Source organism: Amycolatopsis sp. PSD-21 (assembly GCF_055561455.1).
Map to the genome: position 1 here is coordinate 2885994 of NZ_CM145712.1, position 17981 is coordinate 2903974.

General features: G+C 71.2%; 15 protein-coding genes. 11 read left to right on the forward strand and 4 right to left on the reverse strand.

Features of this window, described 5'->3' with window-relative positions; all coding sequences use genetic code 11:
• Positions 1-266: 266 nt before the first annotated feature.
• The 8 genes from ACZ1DY_RS14000 (at position 267) to ACZ1DY_RS14035 (ending at position 10696) form a co-directional block, all read left to right on the forward strand.
• Complete coding sequence (locus ACZ1DY_RS14000; protein ID WP_465485656.1) at positions 267-1772, forward strand: UDP-N-acetylmuramoyl-L-alanyl-D-glutamate--2,6-diaminopimelate ligase; 1506 nt, start codon at positions 267-269, stop codon at positions 1770-1772.
• Positions 1769-3301, forward strand: coding sequence for a UDP-N-acetylmuramoyl-tripeptide--D-alanyl-D-alanine ligase (locus tag ACZ1DY_RS14005; RefSeq protein WP_465484621.1), 1533 nt, complete (start codon positions 1769-1771; stop codon positions 3299-3301). The genes ACZ1DY_RS14000 and ACZ1DY_RS14005 overlap by 4 nt, the downstream gene beginning before the upstream one ends.
• Complete coding sequence (mraY, locus tag ACZ1DY_RS14010) at positions 3298-4383, forward strand: phospho-N-acetylmuramoyl-pentapeptide-transferase (RefSeq protein WP_016332673.1); 1086 nt, start codon at positions 3298-3300, stop codon at positions 4381-4383. Before ACZ1DY_RS14005 ends, mraY begins: the two co-directional genes overlap by 4 nt.
• Positions 4384-4386: 3 nt before the next feature.
• The gene (gene murD, locus ACZ1DY_RS14015) at positions 4387-5790 is read left to right on the forward strand and encodes a UDP-N-acetylmuramoyl-L-alanine--D-glutamate ligase (protein WP_465484622.1); all 1404 of its coding nucleotides are present in this window, start codon (positions 4387-4389) and stop codon (positions 5788-5790) included.
• Complete coding sequence (gene ftsW, locus ACZ1DY_RS14020; protein WP_126734967.1) at positions 5777-7255, forward strand: putative lipid II flippase FtsW; 1479 nt, start codon at positions 5777-5779, stop codon at positions 7253-7255. The genes murD and ftsW overlap by 14 nt, the downstream gene beginning before the upstream one ends.
• On the forward strand, positions 7252-8379 hold the full coding sequence (murG, locus tag ACZ1DY_RS14025; RefSeq protein WP_126734966.1) for an undecaprenyldiphospho-muramoylpentapeptide beta-N-acetylglucosaminyltransferase: 1128 nt from the start codon (positions 7252-7254) through the stop codon (positions 8377-8379). Before ftsW ends, murG begins: the two co-directional genes overlap by 4 nt.
• Positions 8380-8465: 86 nt before the next feature.
• On the forward strand, positions 8466-9875 hold the full coding sequence (gene murC / locus ACZ1DY_RS14030) for a UDP-N-acetylmuramate--L-alanine ligase (protein ID WP_465484623.1): 1410 nt from the start codon (positions 8466-8468) through the stop codon (positions 9873-9875).
• A 2-nt stretch (positions 9876-9877) separates the two neighbouring features.
• The gene (locus ACZ1DY_RS14035; RefSeq protein WP_465484624.1) at positions 9878-10696 is read left to right on the forward strand and encodes a cell division protein FtsQ/DivIB; all 819 of its coding nucleotides are present in this window, start codon (positions 9878-9880) and stop codon (positions 10694-10696) included.
• Between the two features lie 71 nt (positions 10697-10767).
• On the opposite strand, the gene ACZ1DY_RS14040 is transcribed toward ACZ1DY_RS14035, so the two are convergent.
• The gene (locus ACZ1DY_RS14040; RefSeq protein WP_126734963.1) at positions 10768-11517 is read right to left on the reverse strand and encodes a TetR/AcrR family transcriptional regulator; all 750 of its coding nucleotides are present in this window, start codon (positions 11515-11517) and stop codon (positions 10768-10770) included.
• Positions 11518-11612: 95 nt separating this feature from the next.
• Here ACZ1DY_RS14040 and ACZ1DY_RS14045 point away from each other — a divergent pair, with 95 nt between their 5' ends.
• Positions 11613-12446, forward strand: a complete 834-nt coding sequence (locus tag ACZ1DY_RS14045) for an NAD(P)H-binding protein (protein ID WP_465484625.1) — start codon at positions 11613-11615, stop codon at positions 12444-12446.
• 117 nt (positions 12447-12563) lie between these two features.
• Here the strand turns inward: ACZ1DY_RS14045 and ACZ1DY_RS14050 are convergent, their stop codons facing one another.
• Both ACZ1DY_RS14050 and ACZ1DY_RS14055 read right to left on the reverse strand, forming a co-directional pair.
• Positions 12564-13358 (reverse strand): hypothetical protein, encoded by a 795-nt coding sequence (locus tag ACZ1DY_RS14050; protein ID WP_465484626.1) that lies wholly within the window; start codon positions 13356-13358, stop codon positions 12564-12566.
• Between the two features lie 130 nt (positions 13359-13488).
• Positions 13489-15543, reverse strand: a complete 2055-nt coding sequence (locus ACZ1DY_RS14055; protein ID WP_257488068.1) for a PASTA domain-containing protein — start codon at positions 15541-15543, stop codon at positions 13489-13491.
• Positions 15544-15727: 184 nt separating this feature from the next.
• Here ACZ1DY_RS14055 and ACZ1DY_RS14060 point away from each other — a divergent pair, with 184 nt between their 5' ends.
• On the forward strand, positions 15728-16096 hold the full coding sequence (locus ACZ1DY_RS14060; RefSeq protein ID WP_126734959.1) for an Rv2175c family DNA-binding protein: 369 nt from the start codon (positions 15728-15730) through the stop codon (positions 16094-16096).
• Here the strand turns inward: ACZ1DY_RS14060 and ACZ1DY_RS14065 are convergent.
• Positions 16065-17231: an MFS transporter gene (locus ACZ1DY_RS14065; RefSeq protein ID WP_465484627.1), complete on the reverse strand. Its 1167-nt coding sequence runs from the start codon at positions 17229-17231 to the stop codon at positions 16065-16067. The genes ACZ1DY_RS14060 and ACZ1DY_RS14065 overlap by 32 nt on opposite strands.
• A gap of 22 nt (positions 17232-17253) precedes the next feature.
• Between ACZ1DY_RS14065 and ACZ1DY_RS14070 the strand changes: the two genes are divergently transcribed.
• A complete protein-coding gene (locus ACZ1DY_RS14070) occupies positions 17254-17805 on the forward strand; it encodes a CGNR zinc finger domain-containing protein (protein ID WP_465484628.1) in 552 nt (183 codons plus the stop codon).
• Positions 17806-17981: the final 176 nt, after the last annotated feature.

Here is a 17981-nt window from a genome sequence, read left to right on the forward strand (position 1 = left end):
GTCCTCAAGCGACAGTCGGAAGCCCTTGCGTGCCAAGGAGAGCCCGCGAAACCCAATACCACGAGCATGATCGCCGCGCTCACACCCCGCACCGCTTCAGTCACCCGAATGCCGCGCCGGTAACCTCCTTTGCTGTGTCGGTGCCTACTTCAGATCCCCGCAGCGGTCCCGCCGTCGAAAGCGGGTCCGGCGCGTCGGCTGCCCAGGTCCCGGACAGCCCGGTCAAGGCCGTCGCCGCACCCCCTCGCCCGGCCAGGATCGAGCCGATGCCGCTGGGCACGCTGCTCGCCAGGGCGGGCGCGCGGCTCGTGGTGGGCGGCGACGACTACCCGGCCGCGGCCGAGCTGACGGTCACGGGCAGCACGCTGCGCGCGCAGCACGTCCTCCCCGGCGACCTCTTCGCCGCGCTTCCCGGCGCCCGCGCCCACGGCGCGGACTTCAGCGATCAGGCCATCGCGGCCGGCGCGGCCGCCGTGCTCACCGACGAGGCCGGCGCCGAGCGCCCCGTGCTCCGCGACGCCGGCGTGCCGATCCTGGTGCACCCGGACCCGCGGGCCGCCCTCGGCGAGATCGCCGCCTGGATCTACGGCGAGCCGTCGCTGGAGCTGTCCGTCCTCGGTATCACCGGGACGTCGGGCAAGACCACGACGTCGTACCTGGTCGACGCCGGGCTCAAGGCGGCCGGGCTCACCACCGGGCTGATCGGCACGGTGGAGACCCGGATCGCGGGGGAGCGGCTGGCCAGCGGCTTCACCACCCCCGAGGCGCCGGATCTGCAGGCCCTCCTCGCGGTGATGGTCGAGCGCGGCGTCACGCACGTCCCGATGGAGGTCTCCAGCCACGCGCTGTCGCTGGGCCGGGTCAACGGCACGCGCTTCGCGGTCGGCGCCTTCACCAACCTCTCGCAAGACCACCTGGACTTCCACAAGGACATGGAGGAGTACTTCGCCGCCAAGTCGCTGCTGTTCGACGGCCGGTCCACCGCCGAGGTGGTCGTCGTCGACAGCGCCTGGGGCCAGGCACTCCTCACCCCGCACACGGTCACCGTGTCCACCGAGCCGGGCACGGACGCGCTGTGGCGCGCCACCGACCTGACCCCCACCCCGGCGGGGGAGCAGACCTTCACCCTCCACGGACCCGAAGGCCTCACCGCCGCGGCGAAGATCCCGCTGCCGGGCGAGTTCAACGTGGCGAACGCCGTGCTCGCGGCCGCGATCCTGAACACCGCCGGTGTCCCGCTCGACGCCATCGTCGCCGGGCTCGCCGCGGTCGAGGTGCCGGGCCGGATGGAGCGGGTCTACCTCGGCCAGCCGTTCACCGCCGTCGTCGACTACGCGCACAAGCCCGCCGCCGTCGCGCAGGGGCTCGACGCGCTGCGTGCCCGCACCGAGGGCCGGATCATCACCGTCCTCGGCTGCGGCGGGGACCGCGACACCGCCAAACGCCCGGTGATGGGCGAGGCGGCGGTCCGGCGCAGCGAGGTCCTGATCGTGACCGACGACAACCCGCGTTCGGAGGACCCGGCCGCGATCCGGGCGGCGATGCTGGCCGGTGCCCGCAACGCCGGACCGGCCCTCGGCGGCGAGATCGTCGAGATCGCCGACCGCCGGGAAGCCATCATCCACGCGGTCGAGCTGGCCCGGCCCGGCGACATCGTGTTCATCGCGGGCAAGGGTCACGAGACCGGCCAGGAGGTCCAGGGTGTCGTGCACCCGTTCTCCGACCGGGAAGAGCTGGCCTCCGCCATCCGCAGACGTCTGGAGTCAGAGTGATCGTGCTCAGCCTGGCCGAGATCGCCGCCATCGTCGGCGGCAGGCTGCATCGGACCGACGGGACCGCCCAGGTCACCGGAAGCGTCGAATTCGACACCCGTGAGGTCACTCCCGGCGGTCTGTTCATCGCGTTGCCCGGGGCGAAGGTCGACGGTCACGACTTCGCCGCGCGGGCCGTCGAGGCGGGCGCCGTCGCGGTGCTCGCCGCCCGCGAGGTCGACGCCCCGGCCGTGATCGTCCCGCCGCTGGAGGCCGGCGAGGGGCACGAGCGGGCCTTCGCCCTGGTCTCGGACAAGGACGGGGCGGGTGCCGCGGTGCTGGCCGCGCTCGCCAAGATCGCCCGGCACGTGATCCAGAAGCTCGCGGGCGACCACCTGACCGTCGTCGGGGTCACCGGTTCTGCGGGCAAGACCTCGACCAAGGACATCATCGCCCAGCTGCTGGAGCCGCTCGGCCCGACGGTGGCGCCGCCGGGATCGTTCAACAACGAACTGGGCCACCCCTGGACGGCGCTGCGGGCCGACGACTCGACCCGGCAGCTCGTGCTGGAGCTCTCCGCCCGCGGGCCCGGCCACATCGCCGAACTGGCGGCCATCGCGCCGCCGCGGATCGGGGTCGTGCTCAACGTCGGCACCGCCCACGTCGGCGAGTTCGGCTCCCGCGAGGGCATCGCCAAGGGCAAGGGCGAACTCGTCGAGGCGCTGCCGAGCGCGGAGGACGGCGGTGTCGCGGTCCTGAACCTCGACGACCCGTACGTCGCGGCCATGGCGAGCCGGACGAAGGCCCGCGTGGTGTTCGTCGGCGAGAGCGAGTCCGCGCAGGTCCGCGCGGCCGACATCACCCTCGACGGCGAAGCGCGCGCGTCGTTCCGGCTGGTCACCCCGAGCGGCGAAGCGCCGGTCAAGCTGCCGCTCTACGGCGAGCACCACGTCGCGAACGCGCTCAGCGCGGCCGCCGTGGCGCTGGAGATGGGCTCGACGGTCGAGGAGGTCGCGGCCCGCCTGTCGAGCCTCGAACGGCGCTCCGAACGCCGCATGGAGGTCACCACCCGCGCCGACGGCGTCACGGTCCTCAACGACTCCTTCAACGCCAGCCCAGAGTCGATGCGCGCCGCCCTCAAGGCGCTCGCGTCGATGAGCGCGAACCGCCGCTCCTGGGCCGTCCTCGGCGTGATGGGCGACCTCGGCGAGAACTCGGTCGAGGCGCACGACGGCATCGGCAGGCTCGTCGTCCGGCTCAACATCGACAAGCTCGTCGTCATCGGCCAGGCGGCCGCGGCGACCCATCAGGGCGCGCAGCAGGAGGGTTCCTGGGGCGAGGAGTCGGTACTGGTACCCGACGTCGAGGCCGCCATCGCCCTGCTGCATGATCAGCTCCGCGCGGGAGACGTGGTGCTGGTGAAGGCGTCCAAGGCCGCCGCCCTGTGGCGAGTCGCCGACGCCGTGCTCGCCGCTCCCGTGACCGACGCTGAATCCCCTGTAGTAGCCCCTTCCCCCTCTCAAGAACGCTCGAACGGTGGTGACGCGTGATCAGCATCCTGATCGCGGCCGCGGCGGGCCTGCTGGTCTCCATCCTCCTCACTCCTTATCTGATCCGGGTGTTCTCCCGGCAGGGCTTCGGCCAGGAGATCCGGGAGGAAGGACCGCAGGGACACAAATCCAAACGCGGTACCCCGACGATGGGTGGTGTCGCGATCATCGTCGCGATGGTCGTCGGGTATTTCGTGGCGCATCTGATCAGCGCGCTCAGCGGCGGCAACGGCACCGGCGGCCCGTCCGCCTCGGGGCTGCTGGTCCTCCTGCTGGCCGTCGGCCTCGGCCTCGTCGGCTTCCTCGACGACTTCATCAAGATCCGCAAGCAGCGCAACCTCGGCCTGAACAAGACCGCGAAACTGGTCGGCCAGCTCGTGGTCACGATCGCCTTCGCGATCCTGGCGCTGCAGTTCGCCGACGAACGCGGGCTCACCCCGGCGTCGGAGAGCCTGTCCTACGTGCGGGACCTCGCGCTGATCACCTTCCCGTCGGTGTTCTTCGTGATCTTCTGCTACATCGTGATCTCCGGCTGGTCGAACGCGGTGAACTTCACCGACGGCCTCGACGGTCTCGCCGGCGGCACCGCGGCGATGGTGCTGGCGACCTACGTCGTCATCGCCTTCTGGCAGACCCGCCTCTCGTGCGCGGTCACCCCGCAGGCCGCCTGCTACGACGTCCGTGACCCGCTGGACCTGGCCGTGGTGGCCGCCGCGGCGACGGGAGCCTGTGTCGGCTTCCTGTGGTGGAACGCGGCACCGGCGAAGATCTTCATGGGGGACACCGGTTCGCTGGCCCTCGGTGGCCTCGTCGCCGGTCTGTCGATGACCACCCGCACCGAACTGCTCGCCATCGTCATCGGTGGTCTGTTCATGGTCGAGATGATCTCGGTGGTCGCGCAGATCGCGGTGTTCCGCACGACCCGGCGCCGGCTCTTCCGGATGGCGCCGTTCCATCACCACTTCGAGCTCGCGGGCTGGGCCGAAACCACCGTCATCATCCGGTTCTGGCTGCTTTCGGCCATCTGCTGCATGTTCGGTCTCGGCCTGTTCTACAGCGAGCAGCTCGGTCTCGGGGGTTAGCAAGTGGAACTGGCCGGGCGTCACGTCCTCGTCGCCGGAGCCGGGGTCACCGGCAAGTCCATCGTCCCCGTCCTGGCGGATCTGGGCGCGCGGATCACCGTCACCGACGGCAACGCCGAGCGGCTGGCGGAACTCGAAGGGCTCGGCGCCGACCTGGTGCCGGGCCTGACGGAGCCGCCCGAAGGTGTCGAGCTGGTCGTGACCAGCCCCGGCTGGAAACCGACGTCGCCGTTGCTGGTGGCGGCGGCCGAGGCGGGGATCGAGGTGATCGGCGACGTCGAGCTGGCATGGCGCGTCGGGCAGCTGCGCGACAAGCCGCCGGTGTGGCTCGCGATCACCGGCACCAACGGCAAGACCACCACGGTCGGGATGCTGGAGTCGATCCTGCGCACCGCCGGTGTCGACGCCGTGGCCTGCGGGAACGTCGGTTTCGCGGTGCTCGACGCGGTGCGGGCCGGGCACGAGGTGCTCGCCGTGGAGCTGTCGAGCTTCCAGCTGCATTGGTCGTCGACGCTGGCGCCGCTCGCCTCGGTGGTGCTGAACCTCGCCGAGGACCACCTCGACTGGCACGGCTCGATGGAGGAGTACGCGGCCGCGAAGGGGCGGGTCCACACCCACTCCCGGAACGTCGTGCGCAACCTCCACGAGGAGTGGTCCGTCCGGCTCGCCGACGAGCACGCGCCCGCGGACGCCCGCCGTATCGCCTTCGGCATGGACACCCCGCGCCCCGGCGAACTCGGGATCGTGGAAGACCTGCTGGTCGACCGTGCTTTCGTGGCCGATCCGGCGACCAGCGCCGACGAACTCGGCACGCTGGCCGACGTGCGGCCCGCCGGCCCGCACAACGTCTCCAACGCGCTCGCCGCGGCCGCGCTGGCCCGCGCGTACGGCGTCACCGGCGAGGACGTCGCCAAGGGCCTGCGCGAGTACCGGCCCGCCCCGCACCGGGCCGAGGAGATCGGCGAGATCGACGGCGTCCGGTACATCAACGACTCCAAGGCGACCAACCCGCACGCGGCGAGCGGTTCGCTGCGCGCCCATCTGAACGTCGTCTGGATCGCCGGTGGCCAGCTCAAGGGCGCTTCCGTGGACGAACTCGTCGGTTCGATCGCCGGGCGGCTGCGCGGAGTCGTGCTCTTCGGCGTCGATTCACCCGTGATCGCCGCCGCTGTCGCGCGACACGCGCCGGATGTCCCGGTGAACAGCCTCCCTTCGGGTGACGATGACACCATGACTGCGGCGGTGAAGGCGGCCCGAGCCCTGGCGCGCCCTGGAGATGTGGTGCTGCTGGCCCCCGCCGCGGCGTCGTTGGACATGTACTCGAGCTATGGCGCACGCGGCGACGCGTTCGCGAGCGCGGTCCGTGTCCTGCGCGACGGTGCGGGGGAGACCAGTGACGGCGGTTGAGGAGAGAAAGCGCGACGCCCCGCCCCGCAAGCGCCGTGAGCGCAAGGAAAGCCCGTTCGTCGCCTTCCGTACCGCGCTGACGGCCTGGCTTTCGCGGCCGCTCGCCTCGTTCCACCTGGTCCTGGCGCTCACCGGCGTGCTGACCGTGATCGGCATCGTGATGGTGCTGTCCGCGTCTTCGGTCGCTTCGTACAACCCCAAGACCGGCACCGGCGTGTACGCCCAGTTCAGCAAGCACCTCATGTTCGTCGCGATCGGCGCGGTGGTGTTCTGGGTCGGGCTGCGGGTCCCGCTGGAACGCGTCCGGAGGCTGTCGGCGACGGCGACGGTGGTCTGCCTCGGGCTGCTCGTGCTGGTGCTGACCCCGCTCGGCTCCGAGGTCAACGGCTCGCAGGGCTGGTTCCGGCTCGGCGGATTCGCCTTCCAGCCGGTCGAGGCGGCCAAGGTCGCGCTGGCCTTCTGGGGCGCGCACATCCTGGTGATCAAGTACAACATCATCAACCAGTGGCGCCATCTGCTCGTCCCGGTCGTGCCGATCGCACTGCTGATGTTCGCGCTGGTCATGATGCAGCCCGACCTCGGCGGCACGATCACCCTCGCGGTGGTGCTGATGGCCCTGCTGTGGTTCGCGGGCGCGCCGAAACGGCTGTTCGGCGTCATCCTCGCCGGTGGCCTGGCCGGGGTCCTGGTGCTGGCGATCATCGCGCCGTACCGGCTCGCGCGGGTCATGTCGTTCGTCTCCGGCGACCCCGACACCAGCGCGGACGGCTTCCAGGCCAACCAGGCGAAACTCGCGCTCGCCGACGGCGGGATGTTCGGCAAGGGCCTCGGCCAGGGCCAGTCCAACTGGGGCTACCTGCCGAACGTGCAGAACGACTTCATCTTCGCCCTGATCGGCGAGGAACTCGGCTTCATCGGCTGCGTGGTGGTGCTCGGGCTGTTCGCCGGGGTCGCCGTCGTCGGCCTGCGGATCGCCACCCGCAACCTCGACCCGTGGATCCGTATCGTGTCCGGCACGCTGACCGTCTTCCTGGTCGCGCAGGCGGGGATCAACATCGGCTACGTGGTCGGCCTGCTGCCGGTCACCGGGGTCACGCTGCCGTTGATCTCCTACGGCGGGACGTCGCTGGTGATCACCATGCTCATCATGGGGATCCTCGCCAACGCGGCCCGGCACGAACCGGAGGCGGTGGCCGCACTGCGTTCGCAGGGGCCGGGTAAATTCGGACGCCTGCTGAGGCTTCCCGCGCCCGAGCCGTACCGCCCGCCCGCCAAGCGGAAGGGCACCGCGGCCAGGGGAGGCGCCGCCAAGGCGGCGAGGCCCGCGCCGAGGACGGCGAGGCCTTCGCCCGCTCAGGAGCGCCGCCGTTCGGTACGGGAACCCGGCAGGAGGACGGCCGCGCGAACGGCGGCGAACCGCGGTACCGCGAAACGGGGTACCGCAAACCGGAGAGGTCATAGGTGAACAACCCCGTCAGAGGTGGCGCCGCAGGCGAGGTCGCCGGCAAGGCACCGGTGGTCGTGGTCGCCGGCGGTGGTACCGCAGGGCATATCGAACCGGCGCTCGCCCTCGCCGACGCGGTGATGCGCCTGCGTCCCGACGCGAAGGTGATCGCGCTCGGGACCGAGCGCGGGCTGGAGAACAAGCTCGTCCCGGCGCGCGGCTACCCGCTGGAGCTGATCCCGCCGGTGCCGATGCCCCGCAAGCCGACACCCGAACTGCTGAAGATGCCGCTGAAGGTCCGCGACGCGGTCAAGCGCACCCGTGAGGTCCTGGACCGGGTCGGCGCGGACGTCGTCGTCGGCTTCGGCGGGTACGTCGCGCTCCCGGCGTACCTCGCCGCGCGCGGCCGCACGCCGATCGTGGTGCACGAGGCCAACGAGAAGCCGGGTCTGGCGAACAAGGTCGGCGCGCGGTTCGCCGTCCGCGTCGCCGTCGCGGTCCCGGGGACGCCGCTGGCGAAGGCCGAGGTCATCGGCATTCCGCTGCGCCGCTCCATCACCTCGCTCGACAGGGCCGGGCTGCGCGCCGAAGCCCGTGAGCACTTCGGGCTCGACCCCGACGCCCCGACGCTGCTGGTCTTCGGCGGTTCGCAGGGCGCGGTGTCGATCAACAATGCCGTTTCGGGCGCCGCCAAGGAGTTCGCGGACGCCGGTGTCGGTGTCCTGCACGCCCACGGGCCGAAGAACACACTGGTCGTCCAGGAGTTCCCCGGGCGGCCCGCGTATGTCCCGGTGCCGTACCTGGAGCGCATGGACCTGGCCTACGCCGCCGCCGACGCGGTGCTGTGCCGCTCCGGCGCGATGACCGTCGCCGAGGTGTCCGCCGTCGGCCTGCCCGCCGTGTTCGTCCCGTTGCCCTACGGCAACGGCGAACAGGCGGTCAACGCCCGTCCCGCGGTCGACGCCGGTGCCGGGCTGATGGTCGACGACGCCGACCTCACCCCCGCCAAGGTCGCGGAGCTGGTGATCCCGCTGGTTTCCGACGCCGACAGGGTCGCGAAGATGAGTGCGGCCGCGGTCGGCCTCGGCCACCGCGAGGCCGACGAGACCCTTGCCAAGATCGTGCTGGAGGCCGCAGGTGCCTGACAACGGATCGGGGGCGCGGCCGCGGCCGGACTGGGCTATCGCGCGGACCGACGAGACCCTTGCCAAGATCGTGCTGGAGGCCGCAGGTGCCTGACCAACTCCCCGACACGCTGACGCGTGCCCATCTGATCGGGATCGGCGGCGCCGGGATGAGCGGTATCGCCCGGATCCTGCTGGCCCGCGGGGCCCAGGTGTCCGGATCCGACGCCAAGGAGTCGCGCGCGTTCCTTTCGCTGCGGGCCCAGGGCGCCGAGATCGCCGTCGGCCAGCGCGCCGAGAACCTCGACGCGTTCCCCGAAGGCCCGTCCTCGGTGATCGTGTCGACCGCGATCAAGGACGACAACCCGGAACTGGTGGCCGCGCGGGAACGCGGGATCACCGTGCTGCACCGCGCCGAGGCGCTGGCCGGGCTGATGGAGGGGCACCGCGTCGCCTGCATCGCAGGGACGCACGGCAAGACGTCGACGACGTCGATGCTGACCGTCGCGCTGCAGCAGTGCCGTCTCGACCCGTCGTTCGCCATCGGCGGCGACCTCAACGAGTCGGGCGCCAACGCGCACCACGGCGAAGGCGGGATCTTCGTCGCCGAGGCCGACGAGAGCGACGGGTCGTTCCTGGCCTACTCGCCGTCGGTCGCCGTGGTGACCAACGTCGAGCCGGACCACCTGGACCACCACGGCACGGCCGAGGCGTACGTCTCGGTGTTCAGCGACTTCCTCGGCCGGATCGTGCCGGGCGGGCTGCTGATCGTCTGCGGTGACGACGAGGGCGCCTCGGAGCTGGGCGCGCGGGCGTCCGAGCAGGGCATCCGTGTCCGCCGCTACGGGCGTTCCGTCACCGGCGCCGACGACGCCAAGATCCTGGACTTCGCGCCAGCCCCGGACGGCGGCGTCGTCCGGATCTCGTTGCGGGGCGAGGAAATCGTCCTGCGGGTCGCGGTGCCGGGCGAGCATATGGCGCTGAACGCGATCGCCGCGCTGCTGGCCGGGATCGAGCTCGGCGCGCCGGTCGAGGGGCTGGCCGAAGGGCTCGCCGCGTTCGGCGGCGTCCGGCGGCGGTTCGAGTTCAAGGGCCGCTCGGGCGACGTCCGCGTGTACGACGACTACGCGCACCACCCGACCGAGGTCGACGCGCAGCTGCGCGCGGTGCGGACCGCCGCGGGCCCGGGGCGGGTCATCGTGGTCTTCCAGCCGCATCTGTACTCGCGCACGAAGACGTTCTCGAAGGAGTTCGCGGCCGCGCTGTCGCTGGCAGACGAGGTCGTCGTGCTGGACGTCTTCGGGGCGCGCGAGAAGCCGGAGCCCGGCGTGAGCGGCGCGCTCATCGCCGACCAGATCTCCGGCGTCCCGGTGCACTACCAGCCCGCGTTCGACGTCGCGGCGAAGCTCGCGGCGGATCTGGTCAAACCCGGTGACCTGCTGGTGACCATGGGCGCCGGCGACGTCACGCAGCTCGGCCCGGAGATCCTGGCCGAACTGGACCGGCGGGCAGGGTAGCCATGCCGCAGACCGGGGAACGCCGCCGCCCGGCCGAACCCGGTCGGCGTCCGCGCACGGACCGCGCTGAGCGGACTCAGCGCTTGAAGGAACGGCGCGGCAGGCGGTCGGTGTACGACCGCCGCCGCACCGCCCGGCCCGCGCGGCACAAGGAGATGCGGCGCCGCTGGGTCGCGCTGCTGTCGGTGCTGACCGTCGTCGCCCTCGTGTACCTGCTGTGGTTCAGCTCGATGCTGGGCGTGCAGCAGGTCGATGTCGTCGGGGCGAGTTCGGTGCCCGCGGACCAGGTCCGCGCCGCGGCGGCGGTACCGGACCAGAAGCCGATGCTGCGCCTGGACACCGACGAGATCCGCGACCGGGTGGCGCAGATGCCCGGGATCGCGACCGTCGACGTCTCGCGGTCCTGGCCGAGCACCCTCGAGATCACGGTGACCGAACGGACCGCGATCGCGTTCTTCGACAGCGGGCCCGGCGGCGACGGCGTGCACCTCGTCGACGGCGGGGGAGTGGTGTTCAAGACCGTCAAGGAGCGGCCCGCCGGGCTACCCGAGCTGAAGCTGCCGTCGGTGTCGGCCGACGACCCGGTGACCCGCGCGGTCACCGGCGTCCTCGGGGTGATCCCGCAGCAGCTGCTCAAGCAGGTGACCACCGCGACGGCGAAGACCCCCGGAAGTGTCGAGTTCGCGCTGGCCGACGGGAAGACCGTGCGGTGGGGGACCTCGGCCGACACCGAACGCAAGGCGAAGGTCCTGGCCGCGCTGCTCACCCGCGAGGGCAAGGTCTTCGACGTCTCGGCCCCCGACCTGCCGACCGTCTCCTGACGCGTTTCGTCCTCTGGATGCGGTAGTTGGTGATACGAACTACCGCATCCAGAGGACGAAATGCGGCGGCGTCAGCGGGTGACGAGGGCTTCGATGCCGTCCAGCAGACGTTCCAGGCCGAACGCGAAGGTCTCGTCGGCGGCTTCGCAGGTGTCCGCGTCGTAGCCGCCGCTTTCCCAGATCCGCGTCATCGCCGGATGGCGTTCCACGTCGAAGTACTTTTCCCAGAACACCGACCGCTGCCCCCACCAGGCGTCGGTCGACTGCCCGGTCTCCTGTTCGACCTGCGCGGTCTCGGCGAACAGCGTCGCGTTGGCCTGCACGTAGATCTCGATGCTGTTCGCGGCCGCGGCCGCCTGGCGCGGCTCCAGCCCGATGTCCGACACCGCCGCGATCACGTACTCCTGGCCCGCCATCAGCCCGGGGCCGAGCACCGGCCGCACCATCGACGTCGAGCGCAGCCACGGATGCGCCCGGAAGACGGCCAGGGTTCGGTCGGCGTAGAGCCGCACCTGCTCGCGCCAGCCGTCCGGCCGCGGATCGCCGGGGCCGGGGAGGTTTCGTTCGGCGAGCACGGAGTCGACCATGAGGTCGAGCAGTTCCGTCTTGCCGGGGACGTAGGTGTAGAGCGTCATCGTGCCGGCGCCGAGCTTCTTGGCGATCTGGCTCATCGACACGGTCGCCTCGCCCGCGCTGTCGGCGAGCGCGACGGCGGTGGCGATCACCTGGTCGAGGGTCAGTTTCGGCTTCCGCCCCCTGGTCGGCTGCCGGGCTTCGCCGCGGTCACGCCACAACAGTTCGAGGCTGCGCTCGAAGTCCATCCACACTCCACTCGGCCGTGAAGCTGGATTCTACATTCTCGTATGCGGTACGGTTAAGTTTATCCCGTAGGGCGTACGAAAAGGAGTGGGGAATCGTGACGATCCTGGTGACCGGTGCGACCGGAAGCGTCGGCAGGCTGCTCGTCGACGAACTGGTGGAGGCCGGGGCGCCGGTGCGGGCGCTGACCGTCAACCCGGCGAAGGCGGCCTTGCCCGCGCAGGTGGAGGTCGCCAAGGGGTACCTGGGCAAGCCGGAGACCCTGCCGGAAGCCTTGAAAGGCATCGAAACCGTGTACCTGGCGCCGCTCGCGGCCAAGGTGGACGACTTCGTGAAGCTCGCGAAGGAGGCCGGAGTGCGCCGGGTGGTGGCGCTGTCCGGCAGCAACGCCGACGACCCGGCGGAGAACTCGAGCGGTGTGGACTACGCGATCATCGAGAAGGCCGTCCGTGAGGCGGGCTTCGACTGGACGTTCCTGCGGCCGGGCGCGTTCATGAACAACACTCTCGGCTGGGCCGAGACGATCAAGGCCGAGCGCGTGGTCCGCGAGGCCTACCCCGAGGCGCGGATGACGCCGATCGACCTCGCGGACATCGCCGCCGTCGCGGCGCACGTCATCCTGACCGACGGGCACGTCGGCAAGAAGCACACGCTGAGCGGACCGACGGCGATCAGCCAGCGCGAACAGGTCGCCGCCATCTCGGCCGCGCTCGGTGAGGAGGTGGTCTTCGAGGAGTTGACCCGGGAGAAGGCGAACAAGCAGTGGGCCGCCGCCGGGATCCCGGCGGAGATCGCCGAGTGGCTCCTCGACGGCTTCGCGTACTTCACCGAAAACCCCGACACGCCGACAGGCGTCGTGCAGGAACTCACCGGGCGGCCCGGCGTCACCTATGCGGAGTGGGCGGTGGCGAACGTCGACGCGTTCCGCTGAACTCGTAACTCACGTGATTGAAGCCGTAACTCACGTGCTTGAAGGCGTAACTCGTGAGTTACGGCTTCAATCACGCGAGATACGGCCAGGATCACGCGAGATACGAGTTGCGGACCCTCAGCGGGCCCGGCGCGGGAGCCGGGTGGGCAGCGGAGCGCCGCGCCGCGGCTGAGCGGCTGCCTCGGCGGGTGGCGAAGGCGCGCGCTTCGGCTGGGGCAAGGGCGGTTGGGGCAGGGGCGGCGGCCCCTGCGATTCGCGGGGCCACGCCGGGGTGATCATCGCCTGGGCCCCGACCCGGCGGACCGGCAGCCCGTGCGCCTCCCGCGCGGGCAGGCCGGGCCAGATCTCGCCGGCCTCCTTGGCGGCGTCACGGATCGCGGTGCCGTCGAGCGCGGTGCGCGTCTCCTCGATGTCGCGGTCGAGCCACTGGACGATGAGCTCCAGCGGCCCGTCGGGCGGCAGCGGCCACAGGAAGATCTCGTGGTCGACGTGGAACGCCGTACCGCCCAGCCCCTGCGCGCGCAGCACCGGCTGATCCGGTTTGGTGGCCGACGGCACGGAGATGGTCTCCGAACTGGCGCGCCTCCCGTCGGGGAAGAGCACTCCGACCAGCAGCGCGTTGTAGTCCGGGACGCGGCGATGGTCGATCAGGCCTTCGCCGGGTTCGTCCAGCAGCAGGTCACGCGAGTACACCGACAGCTGGAACGACACGGACTCGGGCCACACCTCGATACCGCGCAGCGCCACGATGGTCCGCTCGGCGCGCCCCAGCGGCATCGACCAGGGCAGGATCGCCGGGACGATGTACTCGTGCGGCGTCTCCACCCAGGGGCGGCCGTTGTAGCCGAACAGCTCCTGTTCCGGCACCGGGAACAGGGGGCGGTTGCGCGGAGCGTCGGTGAAGAAGCTCATCGTGGACCGGGCGCGGCAGAACGCGGGGTGAACCTGTCCGACCTGCCGCTCACGCCGTCAACGACCACCATGCGCTTCACGGTATCCGATGACCACGCCGGTACTGAACGGTTTCACCGCACCTTTCGCGTCACCCGAAGCCCTTGAGCTTCACTTTCGTGCCCTTCGGCACCTTCGTGCCCGGCTTCGGATCCTGCTCCAGGACGAAGTCGAAACCACCGTTTCCGCCGCCGTTCCCGTTGCCGTTTCCGCGACCCTGACGGTCGGGCTCCAGCCCCGCCTGCCGCAGGATCTGGAACGCCTCCTCCATCCGCTTGAACGTCACGTTCGGTACTTCGACGGCGTTCGAAACGAACACCCCGATGCGGCGGTTGCTCGCCTTGCCGCCGCCCTTCGGGTCGGTGCGGATCACCTGGCCGGCGGCGAACTGGTCGGAGAACTCCTCGCCCGCCTGGAACGGCTGGAAGCCCGCCTGCTGCAGGATCTGGAACGCGGCGTCCTTGCTCTGCCCGGTGACGTCCGGGACCGGCGGCAGCGGCTCGGGGCCCTTCGACAGGATGATCGTGACCTGCCCGCCGATGTTCAGCTGCGAACCGGGGCTCGGGTCGACGCGGATCACCTTGTTCTTGGCGACGTCGCTGTACTCCTGCTCGCCCTGGACCGGGGTCAGCTGCGCGGCCTTGATCGCCGTCTCCGCGTCCTGCGGGCTCGTCCCGGCCTGGATGTCCGGCACGATCGGACGGCCCTTCGACAGCACGACGTTGACCGTGGAACCCGGGGCGAGCGACGAGCCCTCGGCCGGGTCGGACCGGATCACCGTGTGCTGGGCGGCGGTGTCGCTGTACTCCTCGGTGTAGGCCGGGGTCAGCTTCGCCGAGCGGAGCGCGTCGCCGGCGGCGGCCTGGTTCATCCCCGCCAGTTTCGGCACGGACGACGACGTCGGACCGGTGTCGTTGAGGATGAAGGCGAACGCGCCGATCAGGCCGCCGAGGACCAGTACCGCGGCGGCGATCATGACGTAGAGCCGCTTGCGGGACCCAGGCTGCTCGCCGTCCGCGGCCGGTTGGGGCCGGGGCGGAGGCGTGCGGGGCGGCTGGGTGGCGGGAATATGCGGTTCGCGGTGCAGTGCCTGCGTTCCGCGCGGTCCCGTGACCGGCATGGTCGCCTCGGCGACCGGGGCCAGCACCGTCGTCGCCAAGGCCGGGTTCGCCGCCGGGACGGCGGGGATACCGGGGGTGGTGCGTTCGGCGTCGGTCTCCCGGTCGGCGTCCGCGGGCAGCGGTACGGGCACCGGGACGGCCGGGACACCCAGGACGGTGCGCAGATGGTGCAGTTCGGCGAGGAACGCCGCGGCGTCGGCCGGACGCTGCTCGGGGTCGCGGCGCGTGGCGCGCAGGATCAGCTCGTCCAGCTGCGGCGGGATACCCGGCCGCAGCTCGCTCGGGCGCGGGACGTCGTCGTTGACGTGCCGGTACGCCACCGAAAGCGCGGTGTCGCCGGTGTACGGCGGGCGTCCGGTGAGCATTTCGTACAGCAGGATCCCGGCCGAGTAGACGTCGCCGCGCGAGGTGGTCGCGCCGGTCGCGACCTGTTCGGGCGAGACGTAGGCGACGGTGCCGAGGATGACGCTCGAACTGGTGGTGCCCGCGCTCGCGACCGCGCGGACCAGGCCGAAGTCGCCCACCTTGACCACGCCGCCCGAAAGCGCCGTGCCGCCGCGGCCGATCAGGACGTTCTCCGGTTTGACGTCGCGGTGCACCAGGCCGGCGGCGTGCGCCGCGGCCAGCGCGGACAGGACGGGTTCGGTGATGCTCAGCGCGAGCGCGATGTCCAGCGGACCGCGTTCGGCGAGCAGTTCGCGCAGGGTCCCGCCGTCGACGAGCTCCATGACCAGGAACGCGCGGCCGGACTCCTCGCCGCCGGGGGTGTCGAAACCCTGGTCGTGCACCGCCACCACGTGGGGATGATGAAGCCGGGCCGCCGACCTGGCCTCCCGCTCGAACCGCTCGACGAACGACCTGTCGTCGGCGAACCGCGGGTCCATGATCTTGATGGCGACCTGGCGGTCGAGGCGGGTGTCGACGCCGCGGTACACCGACGACATCCCACCGCGTGCGAGCAGCTTGTCCACCCGGTAGCGGCCCTCGAGCAGAGTGCCCACCAGCGTGGGGTCCGTGCGTGTCACGGCTATGGATCGTACGGAAGTACCCATGTTCTGGTGTACGGGACCTGGCACGCCGAGGATCACGATTCCCGCCATTTCGTCGGATCGGCGGTATCCGTGACCGGGCGGGCACGCATGGTCACGTCCGGGTCGTCACCCATGCGTACTAACGGAGCGGGAGACGGAATGTGGCACAGTGTCACCTGTGAGTGGTATTCCCGTCGCCGACGACGTTCTTGACGCAGATGTGGCCGTTCTCCCGGTTCCGGAGGTCGCGACAGCGCTGAACGTCTCGGCCAACAAGGTCCGCCAGATGCTGCGCGACGGCCACCTGATCGCCGTCCGGCGCAAGGGCGAGCTGTACGTCCCGGTCGCGTTCCTGGTCAAGGACGGCGTGGTCAAGGGCCTGGCGGGCACCATCACGGTGCTCGCGGACGCCGGTTTCAGCCGGACCGAGATGCTGCGGTGGCTTTTCGCCGCGGACGAGACCCTGCCGGGGACGACCCCGGTCAACGCGCTCCGCACCAGCCACGGCACCGAGGTCAAGCGGCGCGCGCAGGCGATGGCCTTCTAGTTCCGACCAGCACATACGTCGCGGCCGCCAGGATCTGGCAGCCCGCCGCGGCGCTCAGCGCGACGGTTACGGAGAGTGCGCTCAGCGGTCCCGCGAGCGCGGCACCCGCCGCGAGCCCGGTGATCTTCACGCTCGCCGCCGTCGTGAACACCTGAGCCCGGACCGCCGCGGGCGCTTCGCGGTGCCGGATGGCGAACAGCGACGAAAGCTGCGGCCCTTCGGCGAATCCGGCGAGCACGGCGGCGGCCGACAGGGTCGCCATGTCGTGCCCGTACGCCGCGAGGACGAAGCTCGCGCCCAGTAGAAGCGTGCTGGCGAGCACGGTGCGGTCCGGCGGCAGTGGTTTGCGGGCCAGTGCCGCGTTCGCGACCAGCGACGCGGCGGCCAGCACGGTGAGCAGCAGTGCGCCGAAGCCCGGGTTCCCCAGCCGTTGGGCGCCGAGCAGCGGGTAGCAGACGATGGCCATCCCGATGCCGACGAAGGACACCGTGGACGTCGCGGTGGCTCGCAGCAGGGCGCTGTTGCGGAAGAGGACCGCGAATCCGTCGGCGAGTTGACGGCGGATCGGTCTCGTGGGCTTCGCTTCGGCGGCCGGAAGTGACCACGCGGCCGGGAAGGCGGCGACGACCAGTGTGATCGCGAGCGCCACGGCGGCCGGGGCTCCGGCGTACGCGGCCACGAGGCCGGCGAGTCCCGGTCCGGCGAGGCTCGCGGCGGTGAACGTCATCGCGTCGAGCGTGCTCGCCCTCGCCAGCGGTGTCGTGCCGCGGACGTTCGGCAGTTGCGCCGTCCAACCGCCCGCCAGGGCGGGGTTCAGCAGCCCGGCCGCGACGGCCACCGCGATCGCCGCGGGGATTTCGACCAGCGCCAGCACCGCGCCGAGCCCGCCCGCGTAGGCCAGCAGTGCCCAAGCCAGCAACCGCCCTGGCCGGGGACTGCGATCGAGCAGGGCGCCGAGTAGCGGCCCGCCCGCCGCCGCGGAGATCGTCAGGCCCGCGAGCAGCGCCGACCCGGTGGTGGCCGTTCCGTCGACAGCGATGCCGAGCAGCAGCAACGCCGGTCCCGACAGCTCGTCGCCGGTCCTCGCGATCGTCGCGCCGGTCAAATAGGCGGCGAGCCTGTAACGGCCTCTCATGGGTGAGACGTTACAGTGAGATATGACTTCAGCGCAGCGGGATTTCCTGCCTGGCCGTTCGGCCCGGGCGGCGGCGCAACGGGCGGTGGATCTGCTGACGGTGCTGCTCGCACCGGACCCCTCGGCTTTGGACGTCCGTTCCGTCCTGGAAGCGCACGGCGAGACCTCTGTCGACTTGAAGCCGTCGGACGTGGCTTCGTTGCGTGAGGCGGCCTTCGAGCTGCGGGAGGTGTTCGCGGCGCGGGATGTCGAGGAGGCGGCCGGAGTGCTCAACCGGCTGCTGGCTCGCCACGCGCATCCGCCGCGGCTGACCGATCACGCCGACGGGTTCGGCTGGCATCTCCACGTGGACGCCGACGACGACGGGCCGTGGGGCGCGTGGCTGGTGACGTCGTCCGCGCTCGCGCTGGCCGTGCTGCTCGCGGACCGTCAGGCGCCGCCGGGCGGACTGTGCGCCGCTGCGGGTTGCGGGAAGCCGTTCGCGCACCTGGGTGGGGGGAGCCCGCGGCGGTACTGCTCGACGCGGTGCGCCACCCGGGAGCGGGTCGCGGCTCACCGGCGGCAACGCTCGTGAGCGTAAATGCGGCTCCAGCCGAGGTGTCTTAGGTATCTACTGGCTTCCGGCCGCTGGTGATGCCGGGCCTGGCCCGTGGAGGCCTGGGGGTCGGGAGCTGGTGTCGCGAAAGCCACTTTCGGGACACCAGATGTCTCGAAAGTGGCTTTCGCGACATGATCACCAGGGCGGTGCCG